Origin of the sequence: Pseudomonas sp. GV071 (genome assembly GCF_003050835.1) — a bacterium.
In the GTDB taxonomy this organism is placed as follows: domain Bacteria; phylum Pseudomonadota; class Gammaproteobacteria; order Pseudomonadales; family Pseudomonadaceae; genus Aquipseudomonas.
Map to the genome: position 1 here is coordinate 157904 of NZ_QAOJ01000002.1, position 25075 is coordinate 182978.

The window sequence follows — 25075 nt, forward strand, 5'->3', positions numbered from 1 at the left end:
TGCGTCATTGAAAGGCGCCAGGCATCCTATTTGACACATTAGAGTAATTGCTCTAAAAATCCAGCACGCTGTATTGCGCAACCCTTGACCGACCCTGTACCCAATAAAAAGTACCGACGGTTCCGGGTTCTCTTAACTGGACTGCCCAGGAGCCTTCCGATGGTCGCCGACATTGCTTACCTGCAACACAACCAACAACAAATCGAGCAGTTGGACGAACTACTACGCCGTCAACGTGAGGCGTTCCGCGCCAACCCCATGCCTGAGGCGGCGCAGCGCATTCAGTGGTTGAAAAGCCTGTGCGAACTGTTGCTGAACGAGAAAGACACCCTGGTGAACGCCATCTCCCAGGACTTCAGCAACCGCGCCGCCGAAGAAACCCTGCTGGCGGAAATCATGCCCAGCGTGCACGGCATTCACTACGCGACCAAACGCATCAAGAAATGGATGAAGCCCTCGCGCCGCTCGGTCGGCCCGGCCTTCCAGCCAGCCAGCGCCAAAGTGGTGTACCAGCCGCTGGGCGTGGTCGGCGTGATCGTGCCGTGGAACTACCCACTGTTTCTCGCCATTGGCCCCTTGGTAGGCGCGTTGGCAGCCGGTAACCGGGTGATGATCAAAATGAGCGAGTCGACGCCTGTGACCTCGCAGTTGATCAAAGACCTGCTGGCAAAAATTTTCCCGGAAGACCTGGTTTGCGTGGTGTTGGGCGAGGCTGAAGTGGGCATGGCCTTCTCCAAGCTGCCGTTCGACCACCTGCTGTTCACCGGTGCCACCAGCATCGGCAAACACGTGATGCGCGCCGCGGCCGAGAACCTGGTGCCGGTGACCCTGGAGCTGGGCGGCAAGTCGCCGGCCATCGTCTCTGCCGACGTGCCATTGAGCGACGCCGCCGAACGCATCGCCTTCGGTAAAACCATGAACGCCGGGCAGACCTGCGTGGCTCCCGACTATGTGCTGGTGCCCAAGGATCGCGTCGAAGGGTTTGTCGAGGCCTACCGCAAGACCGTGCAGACCTTCTACCCGACCCTGAAAGATAACCCCGACTACACCGCCGTAATCAACGACCGTCAGCTGAACCGCCTCAAAGGCTTGCTGACCGATGCCGAGAGCAAAGGCGCCACGCTGATTCCGCTGTTCCCCGAGGGCCAGGGCCGGCGCATGGCGCAGACCGTGGTGCTGAACGTGAACGACGACATGAAGCTGATGCAGGACGAAATCTTCGGCCCGCTGCTGCCAATCGTGCCGTATGAGCGCCTGGAAGATGCGTTCAATTACATCAACGACCGCCCCCGTCCTCTGGCGCTCTACTACTTCGGCTACAACAAGGCCGAGCAAAAGCGCGTGTTGCATGAAACCCACGCCGGCGGCGTTTGCCTGAACGACACCTTGCTGCACGTGGCCCAGGACGACATGCCCTTCGGCGGCGTCGGCCCCTCGGGCATGGGCCACTACCACGGACATGAAGGGTTCCTGACCTTCTCCAAGGCCAAGGGCGTGTTCATCAAACAGCGCTTCAACGCCTCGAAAGTGATTTATCCGCCGTATGGCAAAGCGCTGCAGAAACTGGTGCTGAAACTGTTCATCCGCTAAACCCAAGCTGAACCTTGCGGCGCCCGGTCTTAGCCTGCTGGCGCGCCGCCTTTGAATCGCCCTAGAGCGAGGTCTAAAAACAATAATGAATGACTCCGTACTCAACGCCCCCGGCCTGTCCCGACGCGGCCTGCTCAAAGTCGGCCTGATGGGCTCCGCCTTTCTCGCCACCGCCGGGCTCACCGCCAGCTTGAGCGGTTGCTCGGCCAGCTCTCCAGCCAACGGCTTCGCCATTCTGCGCGACTCCGACCTGCCATTTCTCAAAGCGCTGATCCCGGTGATGCTGGCCGGTGCGGTGAAACCTGAGCAGATGCCGCAGGCCATCGACGGCACCTTGCAAAGTCTCGACTACAGCCTCAATCGCCTGTCGCCGGAAATGCTCAAGCTCACCGTGCAGCTGTTCGACGTGCTGGCAATGGCGGTCACCCGTGGCCCGCTCACCGGCATCTGGGGCAGCTGGGAAAACGCCAGCAGTGAAGACGTCACGCACTTCCTCGACCGCTGGCAGAACAGCTCGCTCAGCCTGCTGCGCATGGGCCATGCCTCGCTGCTGCAACTGGTGATGATGGCCTGGTATGGCCGGCCGGAGTCCTGGGCCCATTGCGGTTACCCCGGGCCGCCCAAGGTCTGAGAACCCGCGTTGCCGTTGCGTCACCCCTAATAAGAATTTACCGAGAGCAGCCTGAATGCCCGTACCCGATCTGTTTGCCGAAGGCCTTGGCCGCGGCTGGAAAACCTATAACGGCTCACGCCTGGAACAGGACCTGACCCTGGAAGCCGACGTGGCCATTGTCGGCACCGGCGCTGGCGGCGGTACCACGGCGGAAATCCTCAGCGCCGCCGGTTACAAGGTGCTGCTGATCGAGGAAGGCCCGCTGAAAACCAGCAGCGACTTCAAGATGCAGGAAGCCGAGGCCTACCCCAGCCTGTACCAGGAAGGCATCGGGCGGATGAGCAAAGACGGCGCCATCACCATCATGCAGGGCCGCGCCGTGGGCGGCACCACGCTGGTGAACTGGACCTCGAGCTTTCGCACGCCAGAGCCAACCCTCGAGCACTGGGCCAAAGAGCACAACGTGAAAGGCCACAGCGTGGCCGAGATGGCGCCCTGGTTCGAGAAGATGGAACAGCGCCTGGGCGTGGCGCCGTGGATCATGCCGCCGAACTTCAACAACGACGTGATCCGGGTCGGCTGCGACAAGCTGGGTTACCACTGGAAAGTCATCCCGCGTAACGTCCGTGGCTGCTGGAACCTTGGCTACTGCGGCATGGGCTGCCCGACCAACGCCAAACAATCGATGCTGGTCACCACCATTCCCGCCACCCTGGAAAAGGGCGGTGAGCTCTTGTACCTGGCGCGCGCCGACAAGCTGCTGATCGACGGCGACAAGGTCACCGGTATTCAGTGTCAGGCCCTGGACGAGCGCTGCGTGGCGCCTACTGGCCGCACCATCACGGTCAAGGCCAAGCATTACGTGTTGTCCGGCGGCGGCATCAACACCCCGGCTATCCTGATGCGCTCCAAAGCGCCGGACCCGCACCAGCGCGCCGGCAAGCGCACCTTTATCCACGTGGTGAACTTCTCGGCAGCGCAGTTCGAGCAGGTGGTGAACCCGTTTTATGGCGCGCCGCAGTCGATCTACTCCGACCACTTCCAGTGGGACGACGGCACCACCGGGCGCATGTCGTTCAAGCTCGAAGTGCCGCCCATGCAACCGGCGCTGACAGCCACCCTGCTCGGCCGTTTTGGCATCGACAACGCCATGCGCATGGAGCAGCTGCCGCACACCAACGCGATGCTCGCCCTACTGCGCGACGGTTTTCACCCGGACAGCGCCGAAGGCACGGTGGAACTGCGCGGCGACGGCAGCCCGGTGCTCGACTACCAGATGACCGATTACACCTGGGATGGCATTCGCCGCTCGTTCCACACCATGGCCGAAATCCAGTTCGCCGCCGGGGCGAAAAGCGTGTTGCCGCTGCACGCCGATGCCGACTACGTGAAGACCTTGAGCGAAGCAAAAAGCCTGATCGATGGCCTGAGCCTGGAGATCTATCGCACCCGGCTGGGCAGCGCCCACGTGATGGGTGGTTGCGCCATGGGTGAGGACCCAACTCAGGCGGTCACCGATAGCCTCGGTCGTCATCACCAGCTCAGCAACCTGTCGATCCACGACGGATCGCTGTTCCCCACCAGCATCGGCGCTAACCCACAGTTGTCGGTGTATGGCCTCACCGCGCAGTTGGCGAGCCAGTTGGCAGAGCGACTGAAAACCGCGTGACACTGGGCGCCGCCGGACTCATGCGGGGTTCGGCGGCCGCCATGACTTGGCCCGCAGGGGATGCTGCGCTACCATCCGGTTCCCCGATGGCACACGCCAGGACGTCACGATGAATCGAGTGTTGTACCCAGGTACCTTTGACCCCATTACCAAGGGTCACGGTGACCTCGTTGAACGCGCCTCGCGCCTGTTCGATCAAGTGGTCATTGCCGTCGCGGCCAGCCCGAAGAAAAACCCCTTGTTCCCGCTGGAGCAGCGCGTCGAGCTGGCCCGCGAAGTGACCAAGCACTTGCCCAATGTGGAAGTGGTGGGTTTTTCCACCCTGCTGGCGCATTTCGCCAAGGAGCAGGGCGCCAACATTTTCCTGCGCGGCCTGCGCGCGGTCTCCGACTTCGAATACGAGTTCCAACTGGCGAACATGAACCGCATTCTGGTGCCGGATGTGGAAAGCCTGTTCCTCACCCCATCCGAAAAGTACTCGTTCATCTCCTCCACCCTGGTGCGCGAAATCGCCAACCTGGGCGGTGACATCAGCAAGTTCGTGCACCCGGCAGTAGCCGATGCGCTGCGTGAGCGATTCAAGAAGTAAGCCCGTGTAGGGCGAATATCCGTGCAACGGATATTCGCCCTACGCCGCACAAATCCATTCGTGCGCCGCACTCCGATTGGCGCCTCCCCCGACAATCCGGCACAATTTGCGCTCCGCTGTCCGAACATGCCGTGGCGATGCGCTGCGGCAGGAGTTGTGTTTCATGTCTTTAATCATCACCGACGACTGCATCAACTGTGACGTCTGCGAGCCTGAGTGCCCGAACGCCGCTATTTCGCAGGGTGAAGAAATCTACGTTATCGATCCCAACCTGTGCACCGAATGTGTCGGCCACTACAACGAGCCGCAGTGCCAACAGGTATGCCCGGTCGATTGCATCCCCCTCGACGAGAACAACGTCGAAAGCAAGGATGAGCTGATGAACAAGTACCTGATCATCACTGGGAAAGCGTAAAAACGTGGGCTGCCGGATGCGTGGCAGCCACCCTGGCAAGGCACTGTTCGGTGCCTTGCTGCTCCTTGTTGCACTCAGCGCCACGGCCGCCCCCCTGCCCAAACAGGCAGCGATTTCCAGTGCCCATCCGGCGGCCACCATCGCCGGCCTGGAAACCCTGGCTGCCGGCGGCAATGCCTTCGATGCAGCAATTGCTGTCAGCGCTGCGCTGGCGGTGGTCGAGCCTTACAGCTCCGGGCTCGGTGGCGGCGGCTTTTTCCTGCTGCGCCAAGCCGGCGGGCAACCGCAATACCGCTTCCTCGACGCCCGTGAACGCGCGCCGCTGGCCGCCCATGCCGACCTGTACAAGCAGGGCGGCAAGGTGCAGGCGCAGCTTTCCCTGGACGGCGCCTTGGCCGCAGCCATTCCTGGCTTGCCGGCCGCGCTGGTGGAACTGGCGCGCAAGTACGGTCGCCTGCCGCTGATTGATTCCCTCGGGCCGGCGATTCGCCTGGCCCGCGACGGGGTGTCCATCGACCACGTGTACCGTGAACGCGCGCAGTGGCGCCTGGCATCGCTACGCGACGACCCGGAAACCGCACGAATCTTTCTTGCTGACAAAGGCGCGATTCCCGACGAATTCAGCCTGATGCGCCAACCGGAACTGGCCAACACCCTCGAGCGCCTCGGCCGCTATGGCAAACCGGGCTTCTACAGCGGTGAGACGGCGAAGCTGTTAGTTGATGGAGTCAAACGCGCTGGCGGCATCTGGACCCTCGCCGACCTTGAGCAATACCAGGTGGTGGAGCGCCAGCCGCTGCGCTACCCACTGGCCGATGGCCGTGAACTGATCAGCGCGCCGCCGCCCTCGGCTGGCGGCATCGCCCTGGCGCAAAGCCTGGCCATGCTGCAACAGCTGCCGTGGCGCGAAGCGGACAAACTGCAGCGCGCCCACTATGTGATCGAAGTGCTGCGCCGCGCCTACCGTGATCGCGGCCTGCTCGGCGATCCGGACTTCATTGCCAACCCGGTGGCCCAACTGCTCGATGGCGGTTACCTGAAGCAACTGGCAGCCGGCATCGACCCACAGAAAGCCACACCCAGCAGCAGCCTGCCGCCCTCGCCCGCCTGGAAAGAAGGCAACCACACCACCCATTTTGTGGTGTTGGATGGGGCCGGCAACGCGGTGTCGGCGACCCTCTCGGTGAACCTGCCCTTCGGCGCCGCGTTCACCCCGCCGGGCACCGGCGTGCTGCTCAATGATGAGATGGACGACTTCGCCGCCAATGTTCAGGGCGCCAATGCCTATGGGCTAACCGGCAGCCAGGCCAACGCCATTGCTGCCGGCAAACGCCCCCTATCGAGCATGAGCCCGAGCTTTATCGAAAGCCCGACCCAGTTCAGTGCCTTCGGTACGCCGGGTGGCAGCCGCATTCCGAGCATGGTGTTGCTGGCGATGCTGCAGTACCTCGACGGCCAGCCAGTGGCGAGTTGGCCGGCAGCGCCGCGCTATCACCATCAGTACCTGCCCGACGTGGTCGAGTACGAGCCGACTACCTTCACTGCCAGCGAACGCGATGCCCTGAAACAACGGGGTTACTCGCTGAAGCCAGTGGCGCGGCCGTACGGCAATCAGCAGGTGCTGCTGTGGAACAAGGACAGCAACAGCGTCGAAGCGGCCAGCGATCCACGTGGCATCGGCCAGGCCAAGTTGCTCCCGCCGCCACCGTAAAACCGTAAGGCAGGTATTGCCCCTACCTCGCAGGCACAAAAAAGCCGGTCACATGGACCGGCTTTTTTGTACTCGCCCGAAGGCGAAAAATTACTGCTGATTCTGCGGACGTTGATAGCCGCTTTCGGTGCAGCCCAGGCAACGTACGAAGGCTTCACGGCCCGGATCGACCACCAGCGCCTTGCCGGCTTCGCCGACGTTACCGCCAGCGGCGGTGAACGGCAGGCTGATCACGAAAGCACCAGCACCGATGATGGTGGCGGCGATCAGCAGCGGGCGAGCAACGATCAAATCACCCATCATGGCCCAGGCAGCAGGAGCCTGAACGTCATAGGCTGGGTCGCCGCTCTGGTTGGTGGTGGTGGTGCTAACCGACCCATCCGCCATTACCGGCAGCGCCAGGAGGCCAGTGGTCAGCGCCAGGACAACAGCGGTTGAGCGAAACAGGTTCATGAGTGCGGTCCTTCATCGATTCAAAGTGCGGTGGCTGTAACTATAACAGCGCTCCGGAAATTGTCAGCGTGACGGCCGTCAATCGCTGGAGAACGCATTCTGCGGGTTTTGCAGGGCGATTGGCGAGGAAAAAACCGCCTGTAACTGTGCGCTTACACACGCCCTGAAAACAGCGCGGTTTTACGCGGCGGTTTTTGCCCCTGTATCAGCGCTGACACGTGGGGCAATACACGCTCGCACGCTGCCCCAGTTTCACTTCACGCAAGGTGCTGCCGCAGGTTTTGCAGAATTCGCCACCGCGGCCGTAGACGAACAGCTCCTGCTGGAAATAACCGGGCTGGCCATCGCCACCGACGAAGTCGCGCAAGGTGGTACCGCCGCGTTCGATGGCATGGGCGAGGATGCGTTTGATCTGCAGCGACAGCTCCAGATAACGCGCCCGTGAAATCGACCCGGCTTCGCGGCGCGGATCGATGCCGGCGGCGAACAGCGCTTCGGTGGCGTAGATGTTACCCACCCCGACCACTACCGCGTTGTCCATGATGAAGGGCTTCACCGCAATGCTCTTGCCGCGTGACAGTTTGAACAGCCGGTCACCATCGAACAGCTCAGTCAGCGGCTCCGGCCCCAGCTTTACCAGCAACTCGTGCAGCAGCGGCTCAGTACTCCAGAGCATGGCGCCGAACCGCCGTGGGTCGGTGTAGCGCAAGGCCAGGCCGGACTCCAGCTCGATGTCGACATGCTCATGCTTGGCCACCGGCGTATCGATAGGCACCAGGCGCAGGTTGCCGGACATGCCGAGGTGGCTGATCAACGTGCCCGCCTCGGCGGTCAGCAGCAGGTACTTGGCGCGGCGGGTGACGCTTTCGATGCGCTGCCCGGACAGGCGCACATCAAGGTCTTCCGGAATCGGCCAGCGCAGGCGGCGTTCCCGTACGATCACGCGGCTGACCCGCTGGCCTTCGAGGTACGGCGCAATGCCGCGGCGCGTGGTTTCGACTTCAGGTAATTCAGGCATCAAAGGACCCGCAACAGGAGGGGTGGCGCCCGGCCCCGGGCAGAAACCGCGGCCGGGGTGACTCAGTGCATGCTCAGGTCGCGAATGCTTTCTTTCAGGGTCTGGAAGTCGTACTCCGACAGCCCGACATATTCCAGCACCAGCTGCTCGATGCTCTGCCATTCGAAGTCGTCGGTCTGGTTGCCCAGCACCCGGTGGCTTTCGCAGATGTGCTCGGACATCTTCAGAATCGCCAGCAGGGTTTTCAGCTGCGCATCACGTACCGAGTCATCGGTAAAGATCGACAAGGCGTTGTGGTGGTTGGCAATCGCCTCGCACAGGTGCAACGGCAGGTTCCACGACTTGGCGGTGAAGTACCCCACCACTGCATGGTTGGTGTTGAGCACGCGGTTCTCGGTGTCGACCACGCGCCGCTCGGCGGTGGCGCTGGCATAGGCCTCCTCGAGCACGGTCATGTAGTCCGGGAAGCGCTTGATCATCAGCGGAATGCCGCAGTTATGGAACAGGCCCAGCGTGTAGGCTTCGTCCGCCGACTGATAGCCGATACGCTTGGCCAGGGTCAGACACGTCATGGCGACGTCTTGCGCGGTGTCCCAGAAACGGTTGAGGGTGACGATAGCCTCATCGGTCATCTCGCCCTTAATCGACTGCGCGTTGATCAGGTTGATCACCGTATTGCAGCCCAGCAGATTGACCGCCTGCTGAATCGAGGCGATGCGATTCGACAAGCCAAAGAACGGCGAGTTGACGATTTTCAACAACGCGCCTGACAGGCCGGGGTCCTGGCTGATCAGCTTGGCGATCGCCTTCAGATCCGGAAACGGCATCACCTGCTCCATCTGCAGGTCGACCATGATCTGAGGCTGCGGCGGCACACTGATGCCTTGCAGGACTTTCTGAATTTGTTCCGCGGTAAGTTCTGGGGCCATGACTGCACAAGCAAAGGTGGTGTGACGAATGCCACAGTCTAACCGCCTGGTTAACAGACGTAACCCTCGGTAACGCAGGAATTCACCGACAGACGGAAAGAGTTCAACAACGGCGCGGGTATGCGGCGACCACCACTCGTCTGGAGCAGAACCGAGCCGATCAGCGTGACAGGCGCGCTGTCGAACAGCCTGAACTTTCCCGGGTGCGGCACTTTCGGAACCTTACACCCCCCCACGGAATAAGGAGCTGACATGACCACTTCGCTGAAAGGCAAGCGCATCGCCCTGCTGGTAACCGACGGTTTTGAACAAGTCGAGTTGACCGGCCCGAAAGACGCCCTGGAAAAACTCGGCGCGGCCGTCGATATCCTTTCGAGCAAAACCGGCCAGGTAAATGGCTGGCACCACGACAAGCTGGGCGATAGCTTCACCGTGAGCAAAACCTTCGCTGCTGCCAATATCGAAGATTACGACGCCCTCGTGCTGCCGGGCGGGGTGATGAACTCCGACACCATCCGCAGCATTCCCGAGGCGCAAAGCCTGGTGGTGCAAGCGGCCCAGAAGCAAACGCCGATTGCGGTGATTTGCCACGGCGCCTGGCTGCTGGTCTCGTCCGGCCTGGTCAAGGGCCGCACCATCACCAGTTGGAGTTCGTTGAAAGACGACATCACCAATGCTGGCGGCAAGTGGGTGGATGAGGAAGTGGTGACCGATGGCGCTTTTATCAGCAGCCGCAACCCGGATGACATTCCAGCGTTTAACAAGAAGCTGATCGAGACGCTGGCGGCTTAACGGTCATGGGCAATGTTGGACGTAGGTTGGGTCGGTCCGCGTTCGGTGAGCGCAGCGAAGCCCAACAACAAGGCGTTTTGCGTACCGGGTCTGGGCTGTTGGGCTTCGCCTCCGGCTCAACCCAACCTACGCTATACTCCCGCTCTTTTTTCGGAGACCGCCCCCCATGTCCCTGCCCAGCCTGCGCCTTAAAGCCAATGCCGATCGCCGTCTGCGCGCCGGACATCTGTGGGTGTACAGCAACGAAATCGACGTCGCCGCCACCCCGCTGTCGGGTTTCCAGGCCGGCGATCAGGCCATTCTCGAAGCAGCTGGCGGCAAGCCGTTGGGCGTGGTCGGCATCAGCCCCAACAACCTGATCTGCGCGCGCTTGCTGTCACGCGACACCAAGCACGAGCTGGACAAATCCCTGCTGGTGCACCGCATCAACGTAGCGCTGTCGCTGCGTGAGCGCTTGTTCGACCAGCCGTGCTACCGCCTGGTGTATGGCGATTCCGACTTGCTCCCGGGCCTGGTGGTCGATCGCTTCTTCGACATTCTCGTGGTGCAAATCACCTCGCCGACCATGGAGCGCCACAAGGACGACGTGCTTGCCGCACTCGTGCAAGTGCTGCAACCGCGCGGCGTGCTGCTCAAGAACGACTCCGCGGCGCGTGACGCCGAAGGCCTGCCCCGTTATGTGGAAACCCCGTTCGGCGTAGTGCCGGAGTGGGTGGCGCTGGAAGAGAACGGGGTGAAGTTCGAAGCCCCGGTCATCGAAGGGCAGAAAACCGGCTGGTTCTACGACCACCGCATGAACCGCGCGCGCCTGGCGCCCTACGTCAAAGGCAAACGCGTGCTCGACCTGTTCAGCTACATCGGCGGCTGGGGCGTGCAAGCGGCAGCGTTCGGCGCCAGCGAAGTGTTCTGCGTCGACGCCTCAGCGTTCGCCCTCGACGGTGTAGAGCGCAACGCCACCCTCAACGGCGTGGCCGAGAAAGTTACCTGCATCGAAGGCGATGTGTTCGCCGCGCTGAAGGAATTGAAGTCCTCGGAAGAGCGTTTCGACGTGGTGGTCTGCGACCCGCCCGCCTTCATCAAACGCAAAAAAGACATCAAGAACGGTGAAGCCGGCTACCGCCGCCTGAACGAAATGGCCATGCGCCTGCTGAGCAAGGACGGCATCCTGGTCAGCGCCTCGTGCTCCATGCACCTGGAGGAGGACAACCTGCAGAACATCCTGCTGCAAAGCGCCCGTCACCTGGACCGCAACATCATCATGCTTGAGCGCGGCGCCCAGGGCCCGGACCACCCGGTGCACATGGCGATTGCCGAAACCCGCTACATCAAGAGCCTGACCTGCCGGTTGCTGCCGAACGCTTGATTGTTTGAACAGCATCGCGGCTGAAGCCGCTCCTACGGATTGTGCGTTCCCGTAGGAGCGGCTTCAACCGCGATTCCTGGAAACAACCATCCCAGTCCGCCAACCTTTCCTAGGCCAGCCTGGGGGGCGTAGAATCGGTCCATTCCTCGCCAACCATCCCCGGCGGGCTTGTGAGCCCCGGCCGCACGAGCGGTGACCCCGTTTCGAATTTGCGACCTGCCCCGAACGCACGGCCATCTGCCGTTGCCTCCGGCCCTGCTCAGACACGTACATAAACAGACACCTGATTAGCCGCAGGAAACCGTCATGCCTGATTACCGTTCAAAAACGTCCACCCACGGCCGCAACATGGCCGGCGCCCGTGCCTTGTGGCGCGCCACCGGGATGAAGGACGAAGACTTCAAGAAGCCGATCATCGCCATCGCCAACTCCTTCACCCAGTTCGTGCCCGGCCACGTGCACCTGAAGGACCTCGGCCAGCTGGTCGCCCGCGAGATCGAAAAAGCCGGCGGCGTGGCCAAAGAGTTCAACACCATCGCGGTCGATGACGGCATCGCCATGGGCCACGACGGCATGCTCTATTCGCTGCCAAGCCGCGAGATCATCGCCGACTCCGTGGAATACATGGTCAACGCCCACTGCGCCGACGCCATCGTGTGCATCTCCAACTGCGACAAGATCACCCCCGGCATGCTGATGGCCGCCCTGCGCCTGAACGTTCCGGTGATCTTCGTTTCCGGCGGCCCGATGGAAGCCGGCAAGACCAAACTGGCCAGCCACGGCCTGGACCTGGTCGACGCCATGGTGATCGCCGCTGACGAAAGCGCCTCGGACGAGAAAGTCGCCGAGTACGAGCGCAGCGCCTGCCCAACGTGTGGCTCGTGCTCCGGCATGTTCACCGCCAACTCGATGAACTGCCTGACCGAAGCCCTGGGCCTGGCCCTGCCGGGTAACGGCTCCACCTTGGCCACCCACAGCGACCGCGAAGAGCTGTTCCTGCAAGCTGGCCGCACCATCGTGGAACTGTGCAAGCGCTACTACGGCGAAAATGACGAGTCGGTATTGCCGCGCAATATCGCCAACTTCAAAGCCTTCGAAAACGCCATGATGCTGGACATCGCCATGGGCGGTTCCACCAACACCATCCTGCACCTGCTGGCCGCCGCCCAGGAAGCCGAGATCGATTTCGACCTGCGCGATATCGACCGCCTTTCCCGCCTGGTACCGCAGCTGTGCAAAGTGGCGCCGAACATCCAGAAGTACCACATGGAAGACGTGCACCGCGCTGGCGGCGTATTTGGCATCCTCGGTTCGCTGGCCCGTGGCGGCTTGCTGCACACCGACCTGCCGACTGTGCACAGTAAATCCATGGGCGACGCCATCGCCAAATGGGACATCACCCAGACTGACGACGAAGCCGTGCACCACTTCTTCAAAGCCGGCCCGGCCGGTATCCCGACCCAGACGGCGTTCAGCCAGTCGACCCGTTGGGAAACCCTGGACGACGACCGTGAAAACGGCTGCATCCGCAGTTTCGAGCACGCCTATTCGAAAGAAGGCGGCCTGGCCGTGCTGTACGGCAACATCGCCCTGGACGGCTGCGTGGTGAAAACCGCCGGCGTCGATGAGTCGATCCATGTGTTCGAAGGCAACGCCAAGATCTTCGAAAGCCAGGACAGCGCGGTTCGCGGCATCCTCGCTGACGAAGTGAAAGAAGGCGACATCGTCATCATTCGCTACGAAGGTCCGAAAGGCGGCCCGGGCATGCAGGAAATGCTCTACCCGACTTCGTACCTGAAATCCAAAGGCCTGGGCAAAGCCTGCGCCCTGCTGACCGACGGCCGCTTCTCCGGCGGCACTTCGGGCCTGTCCATCGGCCACGCCTCGCCGGAAGCGGCAGCGGGCGGTGCCATTGGCCTGGTGCGCGACGGCGACAAAGTGCTGATCGACATCCCCAACCGCAGCATCAACCTGCTGGTGACCGATGAAGAGATCGCCCATCGCCGTCACGAGCAGGACAAGAAAGGCTGGAAGCCGGTGGAAAAACGCCCACGTAAAGTGACCACCGCGTTGAAGGCTTACGCCCTGCTGGCCACCAGCGCCGACAAGGGCGCAGTGCGCAACAAGGCGATGCTTGACGGGCTTTGATGGCTTGCAGCTGAAATAAAAAAGCCCCGCCTAGTGCGGGGCTTTTTTATAGATCAAAAACTCGCGGCTAAAGCCCCTCCCACAAGAAAACGCGATCCCTGTGGGAGGGGCTTCAGCCGCGATGCTTTTAAATTCATCGCCCTACTGAATCTCCTCCGGCTTCACCACCACCCAATTCTTGTCCGCCGTCACCGGCAACCCTTCCTTGGCCTGCGCCGCTGCATGCTTGGCCTGCATCGCAGTGATCTGGCCCATGTACTTGTCTTTGCGGTTCACCCACAGGTGAATCCCACCCTTGGCTACATCCACACTGTGAAACAGCATGTAGCCATCGCTGCTCGGCGTATCGCCGCCCACCAGTACCGGCTTTTTCCATTCATCGATGTAGGTGAGGATCGCCGCCTGTTTGCCGGCCATCCAGGTTGCCGGGGTCCACAGATACGGGGTCAGTTCCAGGCCCATGTTGGCCTTGGCGTCGTAGGTGCCGGCAGTGATCTGCTTACGCGCCGTGGTCAGGGCGCCGCTCTTCGGGTCTTTGAGTAGCAGGCTCACGCCGATCACGTTCTGCGGTTTGACGTTGTAGCCGTACTTGGGGTCGGAGGCGACCATGCGCACCAGCTCTTCCGAGGCGGCCGTCATCACGTACACCTCGATGCCGTTCTCCATCAGCTTGTTGTACAGCTCGGCCTGGCCGGTGAAGACCTTGGGCGGCTGCACCTCGATGGTCTTGACCACATCGCCTTCGTAATAGGTGCTCGGTACCGGCTTGTTGTAGGCCATCAGCTCATCGACATAACCCTTCAGCTCGCTGAGGGTGAAGCCTGAAAACACCTGCGCCACCCAGGGGTAGCAGACCATGTCGTCGATCTCGCACAGGCGGTAGTAGTAGCTGAACAGACTTTCCTGGTGCTCAGCGGTGTCTTTGAAGGGGATCAGCTTTAGCGAGGGGTCGAGCTTGTCGCGGGTCAGTACGCCCTTGTTTTCCATAAACGGCAGCAGTGACTCTTCGAGATCGTAGCGGTAGCTGGTGTTGTCCATATCGAAGACCGCGAAGTTGCCCTTGTTGGCATTCGCCGCAATCATGGCATCCAGTTGCTTGGCGGCGTCGGCCGGCCAGTGCTTGAGTTCGGTGGCGGCCATGGCGTGGCTGGCCAGGCCCAGTGCCAGCGCGGCGGCGAACAGGGTTTTAACAAAGGTCATCGTCGATCCCTCAGGAGTGAAAGGGCGACGCTAACAAATGAAAATGACAGCCCTGATCCGGCAACGACTGCGCGTTTGCTCTGAGCGTCATCCACTGTCGTGAAAACGTCAGAAAAAACCGACGAAAACGACGTTATCGCCGCTTAATCCATAGTTTTCAGAACCTTAGGAGCAGGAGGAGATGCCCATGAAGATCGGCCTGATCTCCGATACCCACGGCTTGCTGCGCCCCGAAGCGCTGGCCGCGCTGGAGGGTTGCGAGCGCATCGTGCATGCCGGCGACATCGGCAAACCGGAGATCCTCGAAGCCCTGCGCGACCTCGCGCCGCTGACCGCTGTGCGCGGCAACAACGACGAAGACGACAGCTGGGCCAGCAGCGTGCCCACCCATGCCGTGCTGCGCATCGACGGCATCGGCATTTATGTGGTGCATGAAATGGCCGACGTACCGGAGCAATTGCCGGCCGGCATCGACGTGGTGGTGACGGGGCATTCACACAAGCCGCTGCAAAAGCAGGTGCATGGGGTGCTGTATATCAACCCCGGCAGCGCAGGGCCGCGGCGGTTCAAGCTGCCGATCAGTGTGGGTTTTTTGCGGATTGAGGATGGGCAGGTCACGGGAGAGTTGTTGGAGCTCACCCTGGGCTAAACAGCAAAATCGTTATTCAGCTCACGCCCATGTACCGATCCGAGCGGTGGTTGATTGCCAGCACCAGGTTCAAGGCCAACGCCCCCAGCACCGACAACGCGACCTTCTCAGGCGCGATCACAAACAACGACGCCAGCACGATCACGCCATCTACGCCCATCTGCACCAGCCCGGCACGCACGCCGAAGCGCTCCTGCAGGAACAGCGCCAGAATATTCACCCCACCCAGACTCGCCCGGTGGCGGAACAGCATCAGCAGCCCCAAGCCCATCGCCAGGCCGCCAAACACTGCGGCGTATAACGGGCTCAGCTGATTGAACGACACCCAGGTCGGCGTCAGCTCGGCCAGCACCGACACCAACGCCACCGCGCAGCCGGTGCGCAGGGTGAAGCTCCAGCCCATGCGCCAGATGCCCAGCAGGTAGAACGGCAGGTTGAGCAGGAAAAACATCAGGCCGAACGGCACACCCATCTGGTACTTGAGCAGAAAGGCCAGGCCGACCATGCCGCCGGTGAGCAAGCCGGCGTGGGCGTAGAACGCGATGCCCAAGGCCACCATGGCGGTGCCGGAGATCATAGCCAAGCCGTCTTCCCACAGGGGGTGGCGGACAAATACCTGGGCAACGGTGTCCACCTCGGTGGCGTCCGGCGTGTTGTCTTGCATGGGTAAACCTCGGAAATAACGGCACGCCGCCTCGGACGAGGCAGCGTGTTCAGCGTAGTCAGTCAGCAGTGTCGGTGGGGCGCTTAGCGCTTGTCCCAGACTTCGAAGCTGTAGGCCGGCGTTTCGCCAGTGGCTTCGTGTTCGATGCTCGATGCCAGGTGCCAGGCGTCTTCATCGTAAATGGGGAAGCAGGCATCACCCTCTGGGCTCAGCGCCACGCGCGTCAGGTACAGACGCTGGGCCAGGGCCAGACCTTGTTCGTACAGCTGGGCGCCACCGATCAGCATCAGTTCGTCGGCGTCTTCCGCCTTGGCCCATTGCTCGGCACGCTGCACCGCCGCTTCCAGCGAGGCGAACACTTCGGCGCCTTCCAGCTGCAGACCGGCCTGGCGGCTGACCACCAGATTGAGACGGCCCGGCAGCGGGCGGCCGAGCGAATCCCAGGTTTTGCGGCCCATGATGATCGGCTTGCCGAGGGTCATGGCCTTGAAGTGCTTGAGGTCCGCCGGCAGGTGCCAGGGCAATTGGTTGTCGCGGCCAATCACGCGGTTTTCGGCGAGGGCGGCGATCAGGCAGAGGGGTAAGGTCGTATTCATGGCGGCGAGGATAACGGCTAGGCCGGTGGAAAAAAAGCAAACGGATGATGGGCGCGCACCTGAGGGGTTATCCTCCTAGCCGTTCCTCTTCCCGTTTGGCCTTATGAGCTCGCGCATGCCCTTGTCGAATTCGCCCGTGTCCCCTCTTTCACCGTTACAACGCCTGTGGCTGACAGAAGCCGTGCGGCTGCGTGAAGAACAGGCGGGGCCGCTGGAAGACCGCGAAGCGAATCGCCTCGCTGTGGCCGAGGGCGGCGATCTGCGCAGCCGCATCGAACACCGCGCCCTGTGGCTGGCGCAGCGCGACGGCATGCTCGCCGCTTTGCACCATTGGCAACAGGGTGCGCGGCTGGCCCTTGGTCTGTTACTGGTGCTGGCGCTGCTCAGCGGTGCCGGCCTGGGCCTGGCCGCGCTGGGCGACGGACAGCGCCCGGTGAATGTGTTCTGGGCCCTGGGCAGCCTGCTCGGTTTGCACCTGTTGATGTTGCTGGGCTGGGGCGCCAGCCTGCTGCTGGCAGGCGGCAATGCCAGCCTCGGCCGACTGTGGTTATGGCTGAGTGAAAAACTCGCCCGCGACGCCCAGGCCGCGCAGTTGGCGCCGGCCCTGCTGGTTCTGTTGCAGCGCCAGCGCCTCAGCCGTTGGGCCATTGGCGTGTTGGCCCACGGCCTGTGGTTGCTGGTATTGCTCAGCGCCCTGGGCAGTTTGCTCGCGCTGTTGGCCACCCGCCGCTACGGCTTTGTCTGGGAGACCACGCTGCTAGGAAGCGACACCTTCGTCACCCTGACCCAAACCCTGGGCGCCCTGCCCCAGCTGCTCGGCTTCGCCACCCCCTCGGTCGAACTGATTCGCGCCAGCGGCGCCGATGCCGTGGCCGAGGAAGGCGCCCGGCAGGCCTGGGCCATCTGGCTGCTGGGGTTGTTGCTGGCGTACGGCATTATTCCCCGCGCGGTGCTGGCCGGTTTCTGCGCCTGGCGCTGGCATCGCGGCCGCGCGCTGCTGCAGCTGGATCTTGAACTGCCCAGCTACCGCCTGCTGCGCGAACGCCTGCAACCCAGCAGCGAACGCCTGGGCGTTACCGATGCGGCGCCGCCGCAGCTGGCCACCAGCGAGGTGGGTAGCGTGGCCGCTCAGAGCGAGGGAGCACTGCTGGTGGCCATCGAACTGGACCCACAGCGCCCCTGGCCACCCGCCCTGCCCAAAGGTGTTGCAAATGCCGGGGTGATCGACAGCCGTGAACAGCGCCAACACCTGCTCGACCAACTCAGCCGTTTTCCCCCGGCGCGCCTGGCTATCGCTTGCGACCCACGCCGCTCGCCGGATCGCGGCACCCTGGCGCTGCTCGCCGAGCTGGCGCGCAATGCCGGACAAACGCGGGTATGGCTGCTGGCGGCCGAACCTGGGGAGGCGCTGGATAGTCAGCGGCTGGAGGATTGGCATGCAGCGCTGGACGGGTTGCAGCTGGATTGGCGTCACGGCGCGCCGTTGCAATGGTTGGAGAGTGGGCATGAATAATCTGCGTTTTCGCGTGCCCTCTCCCCTAGCCCCTCTCCCGCAAGCGGGCGAGGGGAACCAACCGAGTATGCGCACCAGCCCCCTCGCCCGCTTGCCGGAGAGGGCCCGGCCATGACACTGAAACTCGCCGTTGTCGGCCACACCAACGTCGGTAAAACCTCGCTGCTGCGCACCCTCACCCGTGACGTCGGCTTTGGTGAGGTGTCCCATCGTCCCAGCACCACCCGCCATGTCGAAGGCGCGCGGTTGTCGGTGGATGGCCAGGCGCTGCTGGAGCTGTATGACACCCCAGGTCTCGAAGACGCCATCGCCCTGCTCGACTACCTGGAACGCCTCGAGCGCCCCGGCGAACGCCTGGACGGTCCGGCGCGTCTGGCTCGTTTTCTGGAAGGCAGCGAAGCTCGCCAGCGTTTCGAGCAGGAAGCCAAGGTGCTGCGCCAACTGCTCGCCTCCGATGCCGGCCTGTATGTGATCGACGCGCGTGAGCCAGTGCTGGCCAAGTACCGCGACGAACTCGCAGTGCTGGGCAGTTGCGGCAAACCGCTGCTGCCGGTGCTGAATTTCGTCACCAGCGCGCAACAGCGCGAAGAGGAATGGCGTGATGCCTTGGCCCGTCTCGGTCTGCATGCGCTGGTGCGCTTCGACACCGTGGCGCCGCCGCTGGACGGCGAACGGCGGCTGTATGAAAGCCTGGCTTTGCTGTTGGAAAAATCGCGCCCACAGCTGGAGCGGCTGATTGCCGACCATGAACAGCAGGCACACGCCCGCCACGCTGCCGGGCTGCGCCTGATCGCCGAACTGCTGATCGACTGCGCCGCCTGCCGCCGCAGCGTCGGTGCCGACCAGCAGGCGCAAGTGCAGGCCTTGCACCAGAGCATTCGCCAGCGCGAGCAGGCCTGCGTGCAAGCGCTGCTGCGCCTGTACGCCTTCCGCGCGGAGGATGCTCGCGCTGGGGATTTGCCATTGCTGGACGGACGCTGGGGCGATGACCTGTTCAACCCGGAAACCCTCAAGCAACTGGGCGTTCAAGTGGGCGGTGGCATCGCCGCGGGCGCAGCAGCCGGGGCGGGTATCGACCTGATGGTCGGTGGTCTGACGCTGGGCGCCGCGACATTAATCGGGGCCCTGGCCGGTGGCGGCCTGCAGACCGCGCGCAACTATGGCGAGCGCCTGCTGGGCAAGCTCAAGGGGCAGCGCGAATTGAGCGTCGACGACAACGTGCTACGCCTGCTGGCCGTGCGCCAGCGGCAATTGCTGGACGCCCTGAGCGCGCGCGGCCATGCCGCGACTGCGGCAATTGAAGTGCAAGCGGGGCAGGACTCAGGTTGGCGTCAGGGCAAGTTGCCGGCGGTGCTGCGTCAGGCGCGAGCGCACCCGCGCTGGTCGTCGCTCAATCCGCAGGCCAGGTTGCAGCAGGCTGAGCGGCAAGAGGCGGTGGAGCGGTTAGTGGCGCAGCTGTAGGGTTTCCAGATCAAGCGCTCCACAGCGGTCAATCGCCTGCGGCGACTTCTACCTGATTGCGACCCGCGCGCTTGGCGCGGTAAAGCGCCTGGTCGGCACGCTCGAAAACTTCGTCGCCCTTCTCGCCCTCGGCAAATGCCGTCAGCCCGCCAGAGATGGTGATGGTCACGCGCTCGCCCTTGAAGTGGAACGGGCAGGCTTCGATCGCCGAGCGCAGGGTTTCCAGCAGTTGCTGACCGCCGGCCAACGGCGTTGAGGGGATCAGCAAGACAAACTCTTCGCCGCCAAAACGCGCCATGAAATCGGTCTTGCGCAGGCGGTTGTTGAGCTCGCCGGCAATGATCTTCAACACCTTGTCGCCGGCCAGGTGGCCGTAGTTGTCGTTGATCCGCTTGAAGTGGTCGATGTCCACCACCGCCAACAGCAAGTCGCCGCCGTAACGTTGCCAACGCGCCACTTCCAGTTCCAGACGCTCAGCCCAGGCCGCACGGTTGGGTAAGCCGGTAAGCGGGTCGGTAAGCGCTTTCTGCCGCTGCTCTTCGAGGTGGTCGCGAAAGCCCTTGGCTTCCTGCTCCATGCTCGCCACCCGCTCCACCAGGGTTTGCAGGCGGCCGGCCACTTCCTGGTCGCGCTCATCGCGCTGCGACTGGTACTGCGACATGGTGCTGAGCAGCCCATCCAGACGGTTTTCCACCAGGTTTTTCAGGCTGCTGAGGTCGGTGGCTTCTTGCACGCTGTTGTGCAGACCATCGACCTGTTGGCGCAATTCGGTATCGAGTTCACGGGCCGCAGCCATCGATTCGCTGTAGCCCTGGTGGGCGTCCTGCAAACCGCCCTGGAAGGTCGCCAGGCGTTGGTTGAGTTGCGCCAGGTAGCCTTCGAACTCGCGCTGGCCGAGGTCGGCGACCGCCAGCATAAGCACGGCGAAATCATCCAGCACCGGCACCAGTTCATACAGGTTCAGCCCGGCCTGAATACGCACACGCAAGGCTTCGGCCTGGGGCTTGTGATGCTCGGGCACTGGCAGGTCGTCGAGCAAGCCCAACAGGGTGGCCTCGACGTGGGCGGCAATAGCGCTGTAACCCGCTTCCGGCGGTGGCGGAATGGCGAATTCGGGGTCGGCCAGCTCCTGCTCGGCGGTGGCGTGGATAGCCGCCGAGACGGTGGCACCTTCGGTCAACAGTGACGCCGACAGCGGCAAACTGTCCAGCGTCGACAAGGACGAAGCCGGGCGGGCGGCAACTCGCGCGGCGGCCAAGGCTTCGTTGATCGCGACGGTAGCCGCTTCGCTGCTGGTGGCCGGGGCGGAGGCCTGCACCGCAATGGGCTCAAGGGTCGCGACGGCGGCGGCAGCTGGGGCCGATACCGGAGCGGGAGCAAGCGTCACGGCGGCGGCTGCCGGTTCAGCGGCAGGGGTTGGGGTGACGGCGGGCGCAGACGCAATCGGCGCCGCGGCGCTGGCGACCGGCGACTGCGGCGCTGGCGTTTCAGCAACTGGCGCTGCAGCAGGGGTCTGCGGCGCATCCTCGCTGCCGCCATCTCGGCCACCGAACAAACGTTGCAGCAAACCGGGGCGCGCCGATTCCGGCGCCTCCAGCACGGCCAACGCCTGGCGCTGCAAACCACTGAGTTCGGACAGCAATGCCGGCAGTTCACGCACCTGGCTGGCACGGTTCTCCACTTGCTTGGTGAACTTCTTCAGCGGTTTGCGCACTTCGCTGGGCAGGTCGAGGGTCAGCAGCTGGCTCACCAGCCCACCCAGCGCACCGGTAACCTGCGAGGCGCGCTCGACGCGGCGCTGCTCGGAGTCAAGCACGGCTTTTTCCAGGCGCGGAATCAAAGCGGACAGGCCGGCGTCCATGTCGTCGCGGCGGACGATTTCACGCAGCTCGTGCATGCACTGGTCCACCGCCTTGTCGGTGCCCTCGGCAGCCAGCGAGCTGCGCACCAGGCCGCGACGCAGCAGGTCGAGGCGGTTGTCCCAACGACGCTCGAGTTTTTCCTGGTCCTCGAGGCTGCTCAGGTACTTCTCTTTCCAGCGCTGCGCGTCGTCACTCATGTCGGTATTTCCGCGAGGGAAGTGTTGGGTCTATCCAGATCACTGCACAGGCTATCGGGTAAACGAATTTCCACCGCCACCGGCAAGTGATCGGAAATCGGCTGGGCCAGTACGCGCACAGCCTCCAAGGTAAGGCTCGGGCTCAACAGAATATGGTCCAGGCACCGTTGCGGCCGCCAGCTGGGGAAGGTGGCTTCCACCTGGGGCGCCAACAGGCCGAGATCGCGCAAGGGCGAGTTGAGCAGTAAATCAGAAGCGTGGGTGTTCATGTCGCCCATCAGCACCTGATGGCGATAATCGCCAATCAGATCACGAATATAGGCCAGTTGGCGGACGCGGGTTTTCGCCCCCAGCGACAAATGCATCATCACCACCGCGAGTGCATCTTCACCTTCGCCAAAGCGCAGCAAGATCGCGCCACGACCGGGCGGGCCGGGCAGCGGGTGGTCTTCAATGACTGTCGGTTGCAAGCGGCTGAGCACGCCGTTGCTGTGTTGGGCCAGACGCCCGAGGTTGCGGTTGAGCTGCTGATACCAGTAAGGGAATGCGCCCAACTGCGCCAGGTGTTCCACCTGGTTGATATAGCCCGAACGGTGGCTGCCACCGTCGGCTTCCTGCAGGGCTACCAGGTCGTAATCAGCGAGCAGCGCGCCAATACGTTGCAGGTTGGTGGAGCGCCCGCCGTGCGGCAGCAGGTGCTGCCAGCCACGGGTGAGGTAATGGCGATAACTCTCGGTGCTATTGCCGACCTGGATATTAAAACTGAGCAGACGCAAACGCCCGTCTGCTGGCAGGCCGCCGGAGTCGCCGCACGCTGCATTGACCCGCGCGTCGCGCGGTCCTGCTACACGTGGCGTACCCCAGCGACGGAGCATGGCGAATTACTTCGCTGCGCGTTCTTTGGCGATCAGTTGATCAGCCACTTCCAGCGCCTGGTCCGGGCCGCCGGCCGAACCGATGTCGAAGCGGTATTTGCCGTTGACGATCATGGTCGGTACACCGCTGATCTGGTAAGCCATGGCCAGTTTCTTGTCTTTCTCAACTTGGCTCTTCACGCCGAAGGAGTTGAAGGCTTTGAGGAACTCGTCCTTGTCGACGCCTTGGGTGGCGAGGAACTCGGCCATCTCGTCAGGCTTGGCCAGTTTTTTACCTTGCTTCTGGATTGCGTCGAAAATGGCGGCGTGGACTTTGTCTTCAACACCCATGGTTTCGAGGGTCACGAACAGTTGGCCGTGGGCATCCCAGACGCCACCGAACATGGCCGGAATGCGGACGAAGTGAACGTCATCCGGCAGTTTTTTGATCCATGGGTTGATGGTGGGTTCGAAGTGGTAGCAGTGCGGGCAGCCGTACCAGAACAACTCGACGACTTCGATCTTGCCAGGCTTGGAAACCGGAACAGGGCTGCTCAGCTCCACGTATTGCTTGCCAGCTTCAATCGGCTCCGCAGCAGTGGCGGTAGCAGTCATGCCGATCAAACTCGCGGTGGCGAGGACAGCACTGAAAATCAGGTTACGCATGCTTTACTCCTTGGCGGATAAACTCGCCCGATAGCGAGCTGGATTTCGACCGATTGCCTTGCGGCGGGTTCCCGGCTGAGGGGCCAACATTGTAACGGCGGCCCCAACGAAAAAGGGTGGCTCTCGCCACCCTTTTCTTCACGCTAATGCGTACCGGATATTACCGCTACGCGATTAGTGCAGACCCTGGATGTAGCTGGATACCGCAGCGATATCCTTGTTGCTCAGCTTAGCTGCAATGCCGCGCATGATCATGTTGTCACCATCGTTGGTGCGATCACCCTCACGGAAGTTGGTCAGTTGCTTGGCCACGTAGGTAGCGTGCTGACCACCCAGGTGCGGGAAGCCGGCAGCGGCGTTACCCGAGCCGTCCGGCGAGTGGCAACCGGTGCACGCTGGCATGCCGGTTTCCAGGTTGCCGCCACGGAAGATGTCCTGGCCGCGTGCAACCAGTTTCGGATCGGCTGCGCCAACACCCATTTTCTGGCTGGAGAAGTAGGCAGCGATGTCTGCCAGGTCCTGATCGCTCAGGTTGGTCAGCAGGCCGGTCATTTCCAGCACGGTACGGTTACCGGCCTTGATGTCATGCATTTGCTTGAGCAGGTAGCGCTCGCCCTGGCCAGCCAGTTTCGGGAAGTTCGGTGCAGGGCTGTTGCCGTCGGCACCGTGGCAAGCGCCACATACAGCAGCTTTGCCTTGACCTGCAGCGGCGTCGCCTGCGGCATGAGCCATACCGGTGATGCCCAGGGTCAACAGCAGACTCACGAGTACTTTGTTCATCAGCTAATCCAATTACGGCTAAAGGGAGAGAATCAACGCGTGGCTTACTTGCTCATCCAATGGATGATGGCTTGGAAGTCTTCGGCGCTACAGTCGGTGCACAAGCCGCGGGGCGGCATGGCGTTAAATCCATCGGTCACATGCTGCACCAACGTATCCATGCCTTGGGCCAACCGCGGGGTCCAAGCAGCCGTGTCACCTTTTTTAGGCGCCATCGGCAGTTGTCCATTATGGCAGGCTCCACAGGAACGGTTGAATACCGCTTCCGGGTCCTGGGCTGCATGAGCCATCGAGGACAACAACAGGGTAGTGGCTGCAAGCAGCAACAACTTCATCAGATCAACCTCATCAGTGAGGACCGTTTCGCGTTCTAAACGCGCGAAATCAGAAAATCCTTATAGCAATTCCTTGCCCTTATTCCGGACAAAGCGCACACAAAATCTGCGGCATTATATACTGGCGTCACTGAAACGGAAGCGACACCGCACGCCGGGCCACTTGCTGGCACCCCCCTCACCGGAAAATTCGATGCAATTCAAGAACCCCATAATCGGTCTGTGCCAACAGGCTGCCTTCATGATCAGCGCCGCAAAGGTGGACCAATGCCCGGATGACCAGGGCTTTGAAGTGGCCTTTGCCGGGCGTTCCAACGCCGGTAAATCCAGTGCGCTGAACACCCTGACCCACGCAAGCCTAGCCCGCACGTCGAAGACGCCCGGCCGCACGCAGCTGCTGAACTTCTTCCGCCTGGACGAAGAGCGGCGCCTGGTCGACCTGCCGGGTTATGGCTACGCCAAGGTGCCTATTCCGCTGAAACTGCACTGGCAGCGCCACCTCGAGGCCTACCTGGGCAGCCGCGAAAGCCTGAAGGGTTTGATGCTGATGATGGACATCCGCCACCCCCTCACCGAGTTCGACCGGCTGATGCTCGACTGGTCTGCAGCCAGCGAAATGCCTATGCATATCCTCCTGACCAAGGCCGACAAACTGGCCTACGGCGCAGCCAAAAACGCCCTGCTGAAAGTGCAGACCGACCTGCGTAAAGGCTGGGGTGATGGGGTGACGATTCAGTTGTTCTCGGCGCCCAAGCGTATGGGTATCGAAGAGGCGCAAGCCGTGCTGGCGCGCTGGATGGAGCTGGAAGACACGCCGCCTGCCGGGTAAATCGCAGGCAAAAAAAACCCCGAGCTTCGTATGGGGAGGGAGAGGCTCGGGGTTTAAGGGTCTGAACCGCTAGGGCGGGGCTCAGATATCTGCCAACACTTAACACAACATAGGAGCACCGAAGGGCTTCATCAGCCATTCAGTAACTCTGACCGCCCTGATTTACCGAAAGTTCACTG

24 protein-coding genes are annotated in these 25075 nt (G+C 62.5%); 13 read left to right on the forward strand and 11 right to left on the reverse strand.

Annotated elements, in window-relative coordinates:
• The first annotated feature begins 159 nt into the window (after positions 1-159).
• From C8K61_RS04620 to ggt, 6 genes are all read left to right on the forward strand, one after another.
• Positions 160-1590, forward strand: a complete 1431-nt coding sequence (locus C8K61_RS04620; RefSeq protein WP_108095028.1) for a coniferyl aldehyde dehydrogenase — start codon at positions 160-162, stop codon at positions 1588-1590.
• An 85-nt stretch (positions 1591-1675) separates the two neighbouring features.
• Positions 1676-2221, forward strand: a complete 546-nt coding sequence (locus tag C8K61_RS04625) for a twin-arginine translocation pathway signal protein (RefSeq protein ID WP_108095029.1) — start codon at positions 1676-1678, stop codon at positions 2219-2221.
• Between the two features lie 55 nt (positions 2222-2276).
• Complete coding sequence (locus C8K61_RS04630; protein WP_108095030.1) at positions 2277-3872, forward strand: GMC family oxidoreductase; 1596 nt, start codon at positions 2277-2279, stop codon at positions 3870-3872.
• Between the two features lie 109 nt (positions 3873-3981).
• A complete protein-coding gene (gene coaD, locus C8K61_RS04635) occupies positions 3982-4461 on the forward strand; it encodes a pantetheine-phosphate adenylyltransferase (protein WP_108095031.1) in 480 nt (159 codons plus the stop codon).
• Positions 4462-4624: 163 nt separating this feature from the next.
• Complete coding sequence (locus C8K61_RS04640) at positions 4625-4876, forward strand: YfhL family 4Fe-4S dicluster ferredoxin (RefSeq protein ID WP_108095032.1); 252 nt, start codon at positions 4625-4627, stop codon at positions 4874-4876.
• A gap of 16 nt (positions 4877-4892) precedes the next feature.
• Positions 4893-6587, forward strand: coding sequence for a gamma-glutamyltransferase (gene ggt, locus C8K61_RS04645; protein ID WP_108095033.1), 1695 nt, complete (start codon positions 4893-4895; stop codon positions 6585-6587).
• 90 nt (positions 6588-6677) lie between these two features.
• On the opposite strand, the gene C8K61_RS04650 is transcribed toward ggt, so the two are convergent.
• The 3 genes from C8K61_RS04650 to C8K61_RS04660 all read right to left on the reverse strand — a co-directional run bounded on the left by C8K61_RS04650 (position 6678) and on the right by C8K61_RS04660 (position 8933).
• Positions 6678-7040 (reverse strand): multidrug transporter, encoded by a 363-nt coding sequence (locus C8K61_RS04650; protein WP_108095034.1) that lies wholly within the window; start codon positions 7038-7040, stop codon positions 6678-6680.
• A 205-nt stretch (positions 7041-7245) separates the two neighbouring features.
• Positions 7246-8058, reverse strand: a complete 813-nt coding sequence (gene mutM, locus C8K61_RS04655) for a bifunctional DNA-formamidopyrimidine glycosylase/DNA-(apurinic or apyrimidinic site) lyase (protein WP_108095035.1) — start codon at positions 8056-8058, stop codon at positions 7246-7248.
• A 62-nt stretch (positions 8059-8120) separates the two neighbouring features.
• Positions 8121-8933 carry an HDOD domain-containing protein gene (locus C8K61_RS04660; protein WP_178086429.1) on the reverse strand — a complete coding sequence of 271 codons (813 nt, stop codon included), beginning with the start codon at positions 8931-8933 and terminating at the stop codon, positions 8121-8123.
• A 306-nt stretch (positions 8934-9239) separates the two neighbouring features.
• Between C8K61_RS04660 and C8K61_RS04665 the strand changes: the two genes are divergently transcribed.
• The 3 genes from C8K61_RS04665 to ilvD all read left to right on the forward strand — a co-directional run bounded on the left by C8K61_RS04665 (position 9240) and on the right by ilvD (position 13290).
• Positions 9240-9779, forward strand: coding sequence for a type 1 glutamine amidotransferase domain-containing protein (locus tag C8K61_RS04665; protein ID WP_108095037.1), 540 nt, complete (start codon positions 9240-9242; stop codon positions 9777-9779).
• 166 nt (positions 9780-9945) lie between these two features.
• Positions 9946-11142: a class I SAM-dependent rRNA methyltransferase gene (locus C8K61_RS04670; RefSeq protein ID WP_108095038.1), complete on the forward strand. Its 1197-nt coding sequence runs from the start codon at positions 9946-9948 to the stop codon at positions 11140-11142.
• Positions 11143-11448: 306 nt separating this feature from the next.
• Positions 11449-13290: a dihydroxy-acid dehydratase gene (gene ilvD, locus C8K61_RS04675; protein WP_108095039.1), complete on the forward strand. Its 1842-nt coding sequence runs from the start codon at positions 11449-11451 to the stop codon at positions 13288-13290.
• 141 nt (positions 13291-13431) lie between these two features.
• Here ilvD and C8K61_RS04680 read toward each other — a convergent pair whose 3' ends face one another.
• Complete coding sequence (locus C8K61_RS04680) at positions 13432-14490, reverse strand: phosphorylcholine phosphatase (RefSeq protein ID WP_108095040.1); 1059 nt, start codon at positions 14488-14490, stop codon at positions 13432-13434.
• A gap of 187 nt (positions 14491-14677) precedes the next feature.
• Here C8K61_RS04680 and C8K61_RS04685 point away from each other — a divergent pair, with 187 nt between their 5' ends.
• Complete coding sequence (locus C8K61_RS04685) at positions 14678-15139, forward strand: metallophosphoesterase family protein (RefSeq protein WP_108095041.1); 462 nt, start codon at positions 14678-14680, stop codon at positions 15137-15139.
• A gap of 16 nt (positions 15140-15155) precedes the next feature.
• Here the strand turns inward: C8K61_RS04685 and C8K61_RS04690 are convergent, their stop codons facing one another.
• Together C8K61_RS04690 and C8K61_RS04695 are read right to left on the reverse strand one after the other, a co-directional pair.
• On the reverse strand, positions 15156-15803 hold the full coding sequence (locus C8K61_RS04690) for a YitT family protein (protein ID WP_108095042.1): 648 nt from the start codon (positions 15801-15803) through the stop codon (positions 15156-15158).
• 83 nt (positions 15804-15886) lie between these two features.
• Positions 15887-16399, reverse strand: coding sequence for a dihydrofolate reductase (locus tag C8K61_RS04695; RefSeq protein WP_178086422.1), 513 nt, complete (start codon positions 16397-16399; stop codon positions 15887-15889).
• Positions 16400-16535: 136 nt separating this feature from the next.
• Here C8K61_RS04695 and C8K61_RS04700 point away from each other — a divergent pair, with 136 nt between their 5' ends.
• A complete protein-coding gene (locus C8K61_RS04700; protein ID WP_108095390.1) occupies positions 16536-17912 on the forward strand; it encodes a DUF2868 domain-containing protein in 1377 nt (458 codons plus the stop codon).
• Positions 17913-18023: 111 nt separating this feature from the next.
• Complete coding sequence (locus tag C8K61_RS04705; RefSeq protein WP_108095044.1) at positions 18024-19373, forward strand: GTPase/DUF3482 domain-containing protein; 1350 nt, start codon at positions 18024-18026, stop codon at positions 19371-19373.
• A 28-nt stretch (positions 19374-19401) separates the two neighbouring features.
• On the opposite strand, the gene C8K61_RS04710 is transcribed toward C8K61_RS04705, so the two are convergent.
• From C8K61_RS04710 to C8K61_RS04730, 5 genes are all read right to left on the reverse strand, one after another.
• Positions 19402-21432 (reverse strand): GGDEF domain-containing protein, encoded by a 2031-nt coding sequence (locus tag C8K61_RS04710; RefSeq protein WP_108095045.1) that lies wholly within the window; start codon positions 21430-21432, stop codon positions 19402-19404.
• The gene (locus tag C8K61_RS04715; RefSeq protein ID WP_108095046.1) at positions 21429-22307 is read right to left on the reverse strand and encodes an endonuclease/exonuclease/phosphatase family protein; all 879 of its coding nucleotides are present in this window, start codon (positions 22305-22307) and stop codon (positions 21429-21431) included. The genes C8K61_RS04710 and C8K61_RS04715 overlap by 4 nt, the downstream gene beginning before the upstream one ends.
• Positions 22308-22313: 6 nt before the next feature.
• Complete coding sequence (locus tag C8K61_RS04720; protein WP_108095047.1) at positions 22314-22952, reverse strand: thiol:disulfide interchange protein DsbA/DsbL; 639 nt, start codon at positions 22950-22952, stop codon at positions 22314-22316.
• A gap of 174 nt (positions 22953-23126) precedes the next feature.
• Positions 23127-23732 carry a cytochrome c gene (locus C8K61_RS04725; protein WP_108095048.1) on the reverse strand — a complete coding sequence of 202 codons (606 nt, stop codon included), beginning with the start codon at positions 23730-23732 and terminating at the stop codon, positions 23127-23129.
• 44 nt (positions 23733-23776) lie between these two features.
• Positions 23777-24067 (reverse strand): cytochrome c5 family protein, encoded by a 291-nt coding sequence (locus C8K61_RS04730; RefSeq protein WP_108095049.1) that lies wholly within the window; start codon positions 24065-24067, stop codon positions 23777-23779.
• A 193-nt stretch (positions 24068-24260) separates the two neighbouring features.
• Here C8K61_RS04730 and yihA point away from each other — a divergent pair, with 193 nt between their 5' ends.
• Complete coding sequence (gene yihA, locus C8K61_RS04735; protein WP_108095050.1) at positions 24261-24896, forward strand: ribosome biogenesis GTP-binding protein YihA/YsxC; 636 nt, start codon at positions 24261-24263, stop codon at positions 24894-24896.
• Positions 24897-25075 lie beyond the last annotated feature (179 nt).

Coding starts and splice junctions, on each gene's coding strand:
- C8K61_RS04665 (WP_108095037.1), top strand. CDS start 9,240: ATGACCACTTCGCTGAAAGGCAAGCGCATCGCCCTGCTGGTAACCGAC.
- C8K61_RS04630 (WP_108095030.1), top strand. CDS start 2,277: ATGCCCGTACCCGATCTGTTTGCCGAAGGCCTTGGCCGCGGCTGGAAA.
- C8K61_RS04725 (WP_108095048.1), bottom strand. CDS start 23,732: ATGAACAAAGTACTCGTGAGTCTGCTGTTGACCCTGGGCATCACCGGT.
- C8K61_RS04625 (WP_108095029.1), top strand. CDS start 1,676: ATGAATGACTCCGTACTCAACGCCCCCGGCCTGTCCCGACGCGGCCTG.
- C8K61_RS04705 (WP_108095044.1), top strand. CDS start 18,024: ATGACACTGAAACTCGCCGTTGTCGGCCACACCAACGTCGGTAAAACC.
- C8K61_RS04695 (WP_178086422.1), bottom strand. CDS start 16,399: ATGAATACGACCTTACCCCTCTGCCTGATCGCCGCCCTCGCCGAAAAC.
- C8K61_RS04670 (WP_108095038.1), top strand. CDS start 9,946: ATGTCCCTGCCCAGCCTGCGCCTTAAAGCCAATGCCGATCGCCGTCTG.
- C8K61_RS04715 (WP_108095046.1), bottom strand. CDS start 22,307: ATGCTCCGTCGCTGGGGTACGCCACGTGTAGCAGGACCGCGCGACGCG.
- C8K61_RS04710 (WP_108095045.1), bottom strand. CDS start 21,432: ATGAGTGACGACGCGCAGCGCTGGAAAGAGAAGTACCTGAGCAGCCTC.
- ilvD (WP_108095039.1), top strand. CDS start 11,449: ATGCCTGATTACCGTTCAAAAACGTCCACCCACGGCCGCAACATGGCC.
- C8K61_RS04640 (WP_108095032.1), top strand. CDS start 4,625: ATGTCTTTAATCATCACCGACGACTGCATCAACTGTGACGTCTGCGAG.
- C8K61_RS04720 (WP_108095047.1), bottom strand. CDS start 22,952: ATGCGTAACCTGATTTTCAGTGCTGTCCTCGCCACCGCGAGTTTGATC.
- C8K61_RS04685 (WP_108095041.1), top strand. CDS start 14,678: ATGAAGATCGGCCTGATCTCCGATACCCACGGCTTGCTGCGCCCCGAA.
- C8K61_RS04730 (WP_108095049.1), bottom strand. CDS start 24,067: ATGAAGTTGTTGCTGCTTGCAGCCACTACCCTGTTGTTGTCCTCGATG.
- mutM (WP_108095035.1), bottom strand. CDS start 8,058: ATGCCTGAATTACCTGAAGTCGAAACCACGCGCCGCGGCATTGCGCCG.
- coaD (WP_108095031.1), top strand. CDS start 3,982: ATGAATCGAGTGTTGTACCCAGGTACCTTTGACCCCATTACCAAGGGT.
- ggt (WP_108095033.1), top strand. CDS start 4,893: ATGCGTGGCAGCCACCCTGGCAAGGCACTGTTCGGTGCCTTGCTGCTC.
- C8K61_RS04620 (WP_108095028.1), top strand. CDS start 160: ATGGTCGCCGACATTGCTTACCTGCAACACAACCAACAACAAATCGAG.
- yihA (WP_108095050.1), top strand. CDS start 24,261: ATGCAATTCAAGAACCCCATAATCGGTCTGTGCCAACAGGCTGCCTTC.
- C8K61_RS04690 (WP_108095042.1), bottom strand. CDS start 15,803: ATGCAAGACAACACGCCGGACGCCACCGAGGTGGACACCGTTGCCCAG.
- C8K61_RS04680 (WP_108095040.1), bottom strand. CDS start 14,490: ATGACCTTTGTTAAAACCCTGTTCGCCGCCGCGCTGGCACTGGGCCTG.
- C8K61_RS04650 (WP_108095034.1), bottom strand. CDS start 7,040: ATGAACCTGTTTCGCTCAACCGCTGTTGTCCTGGCGCTGACCACTGGC.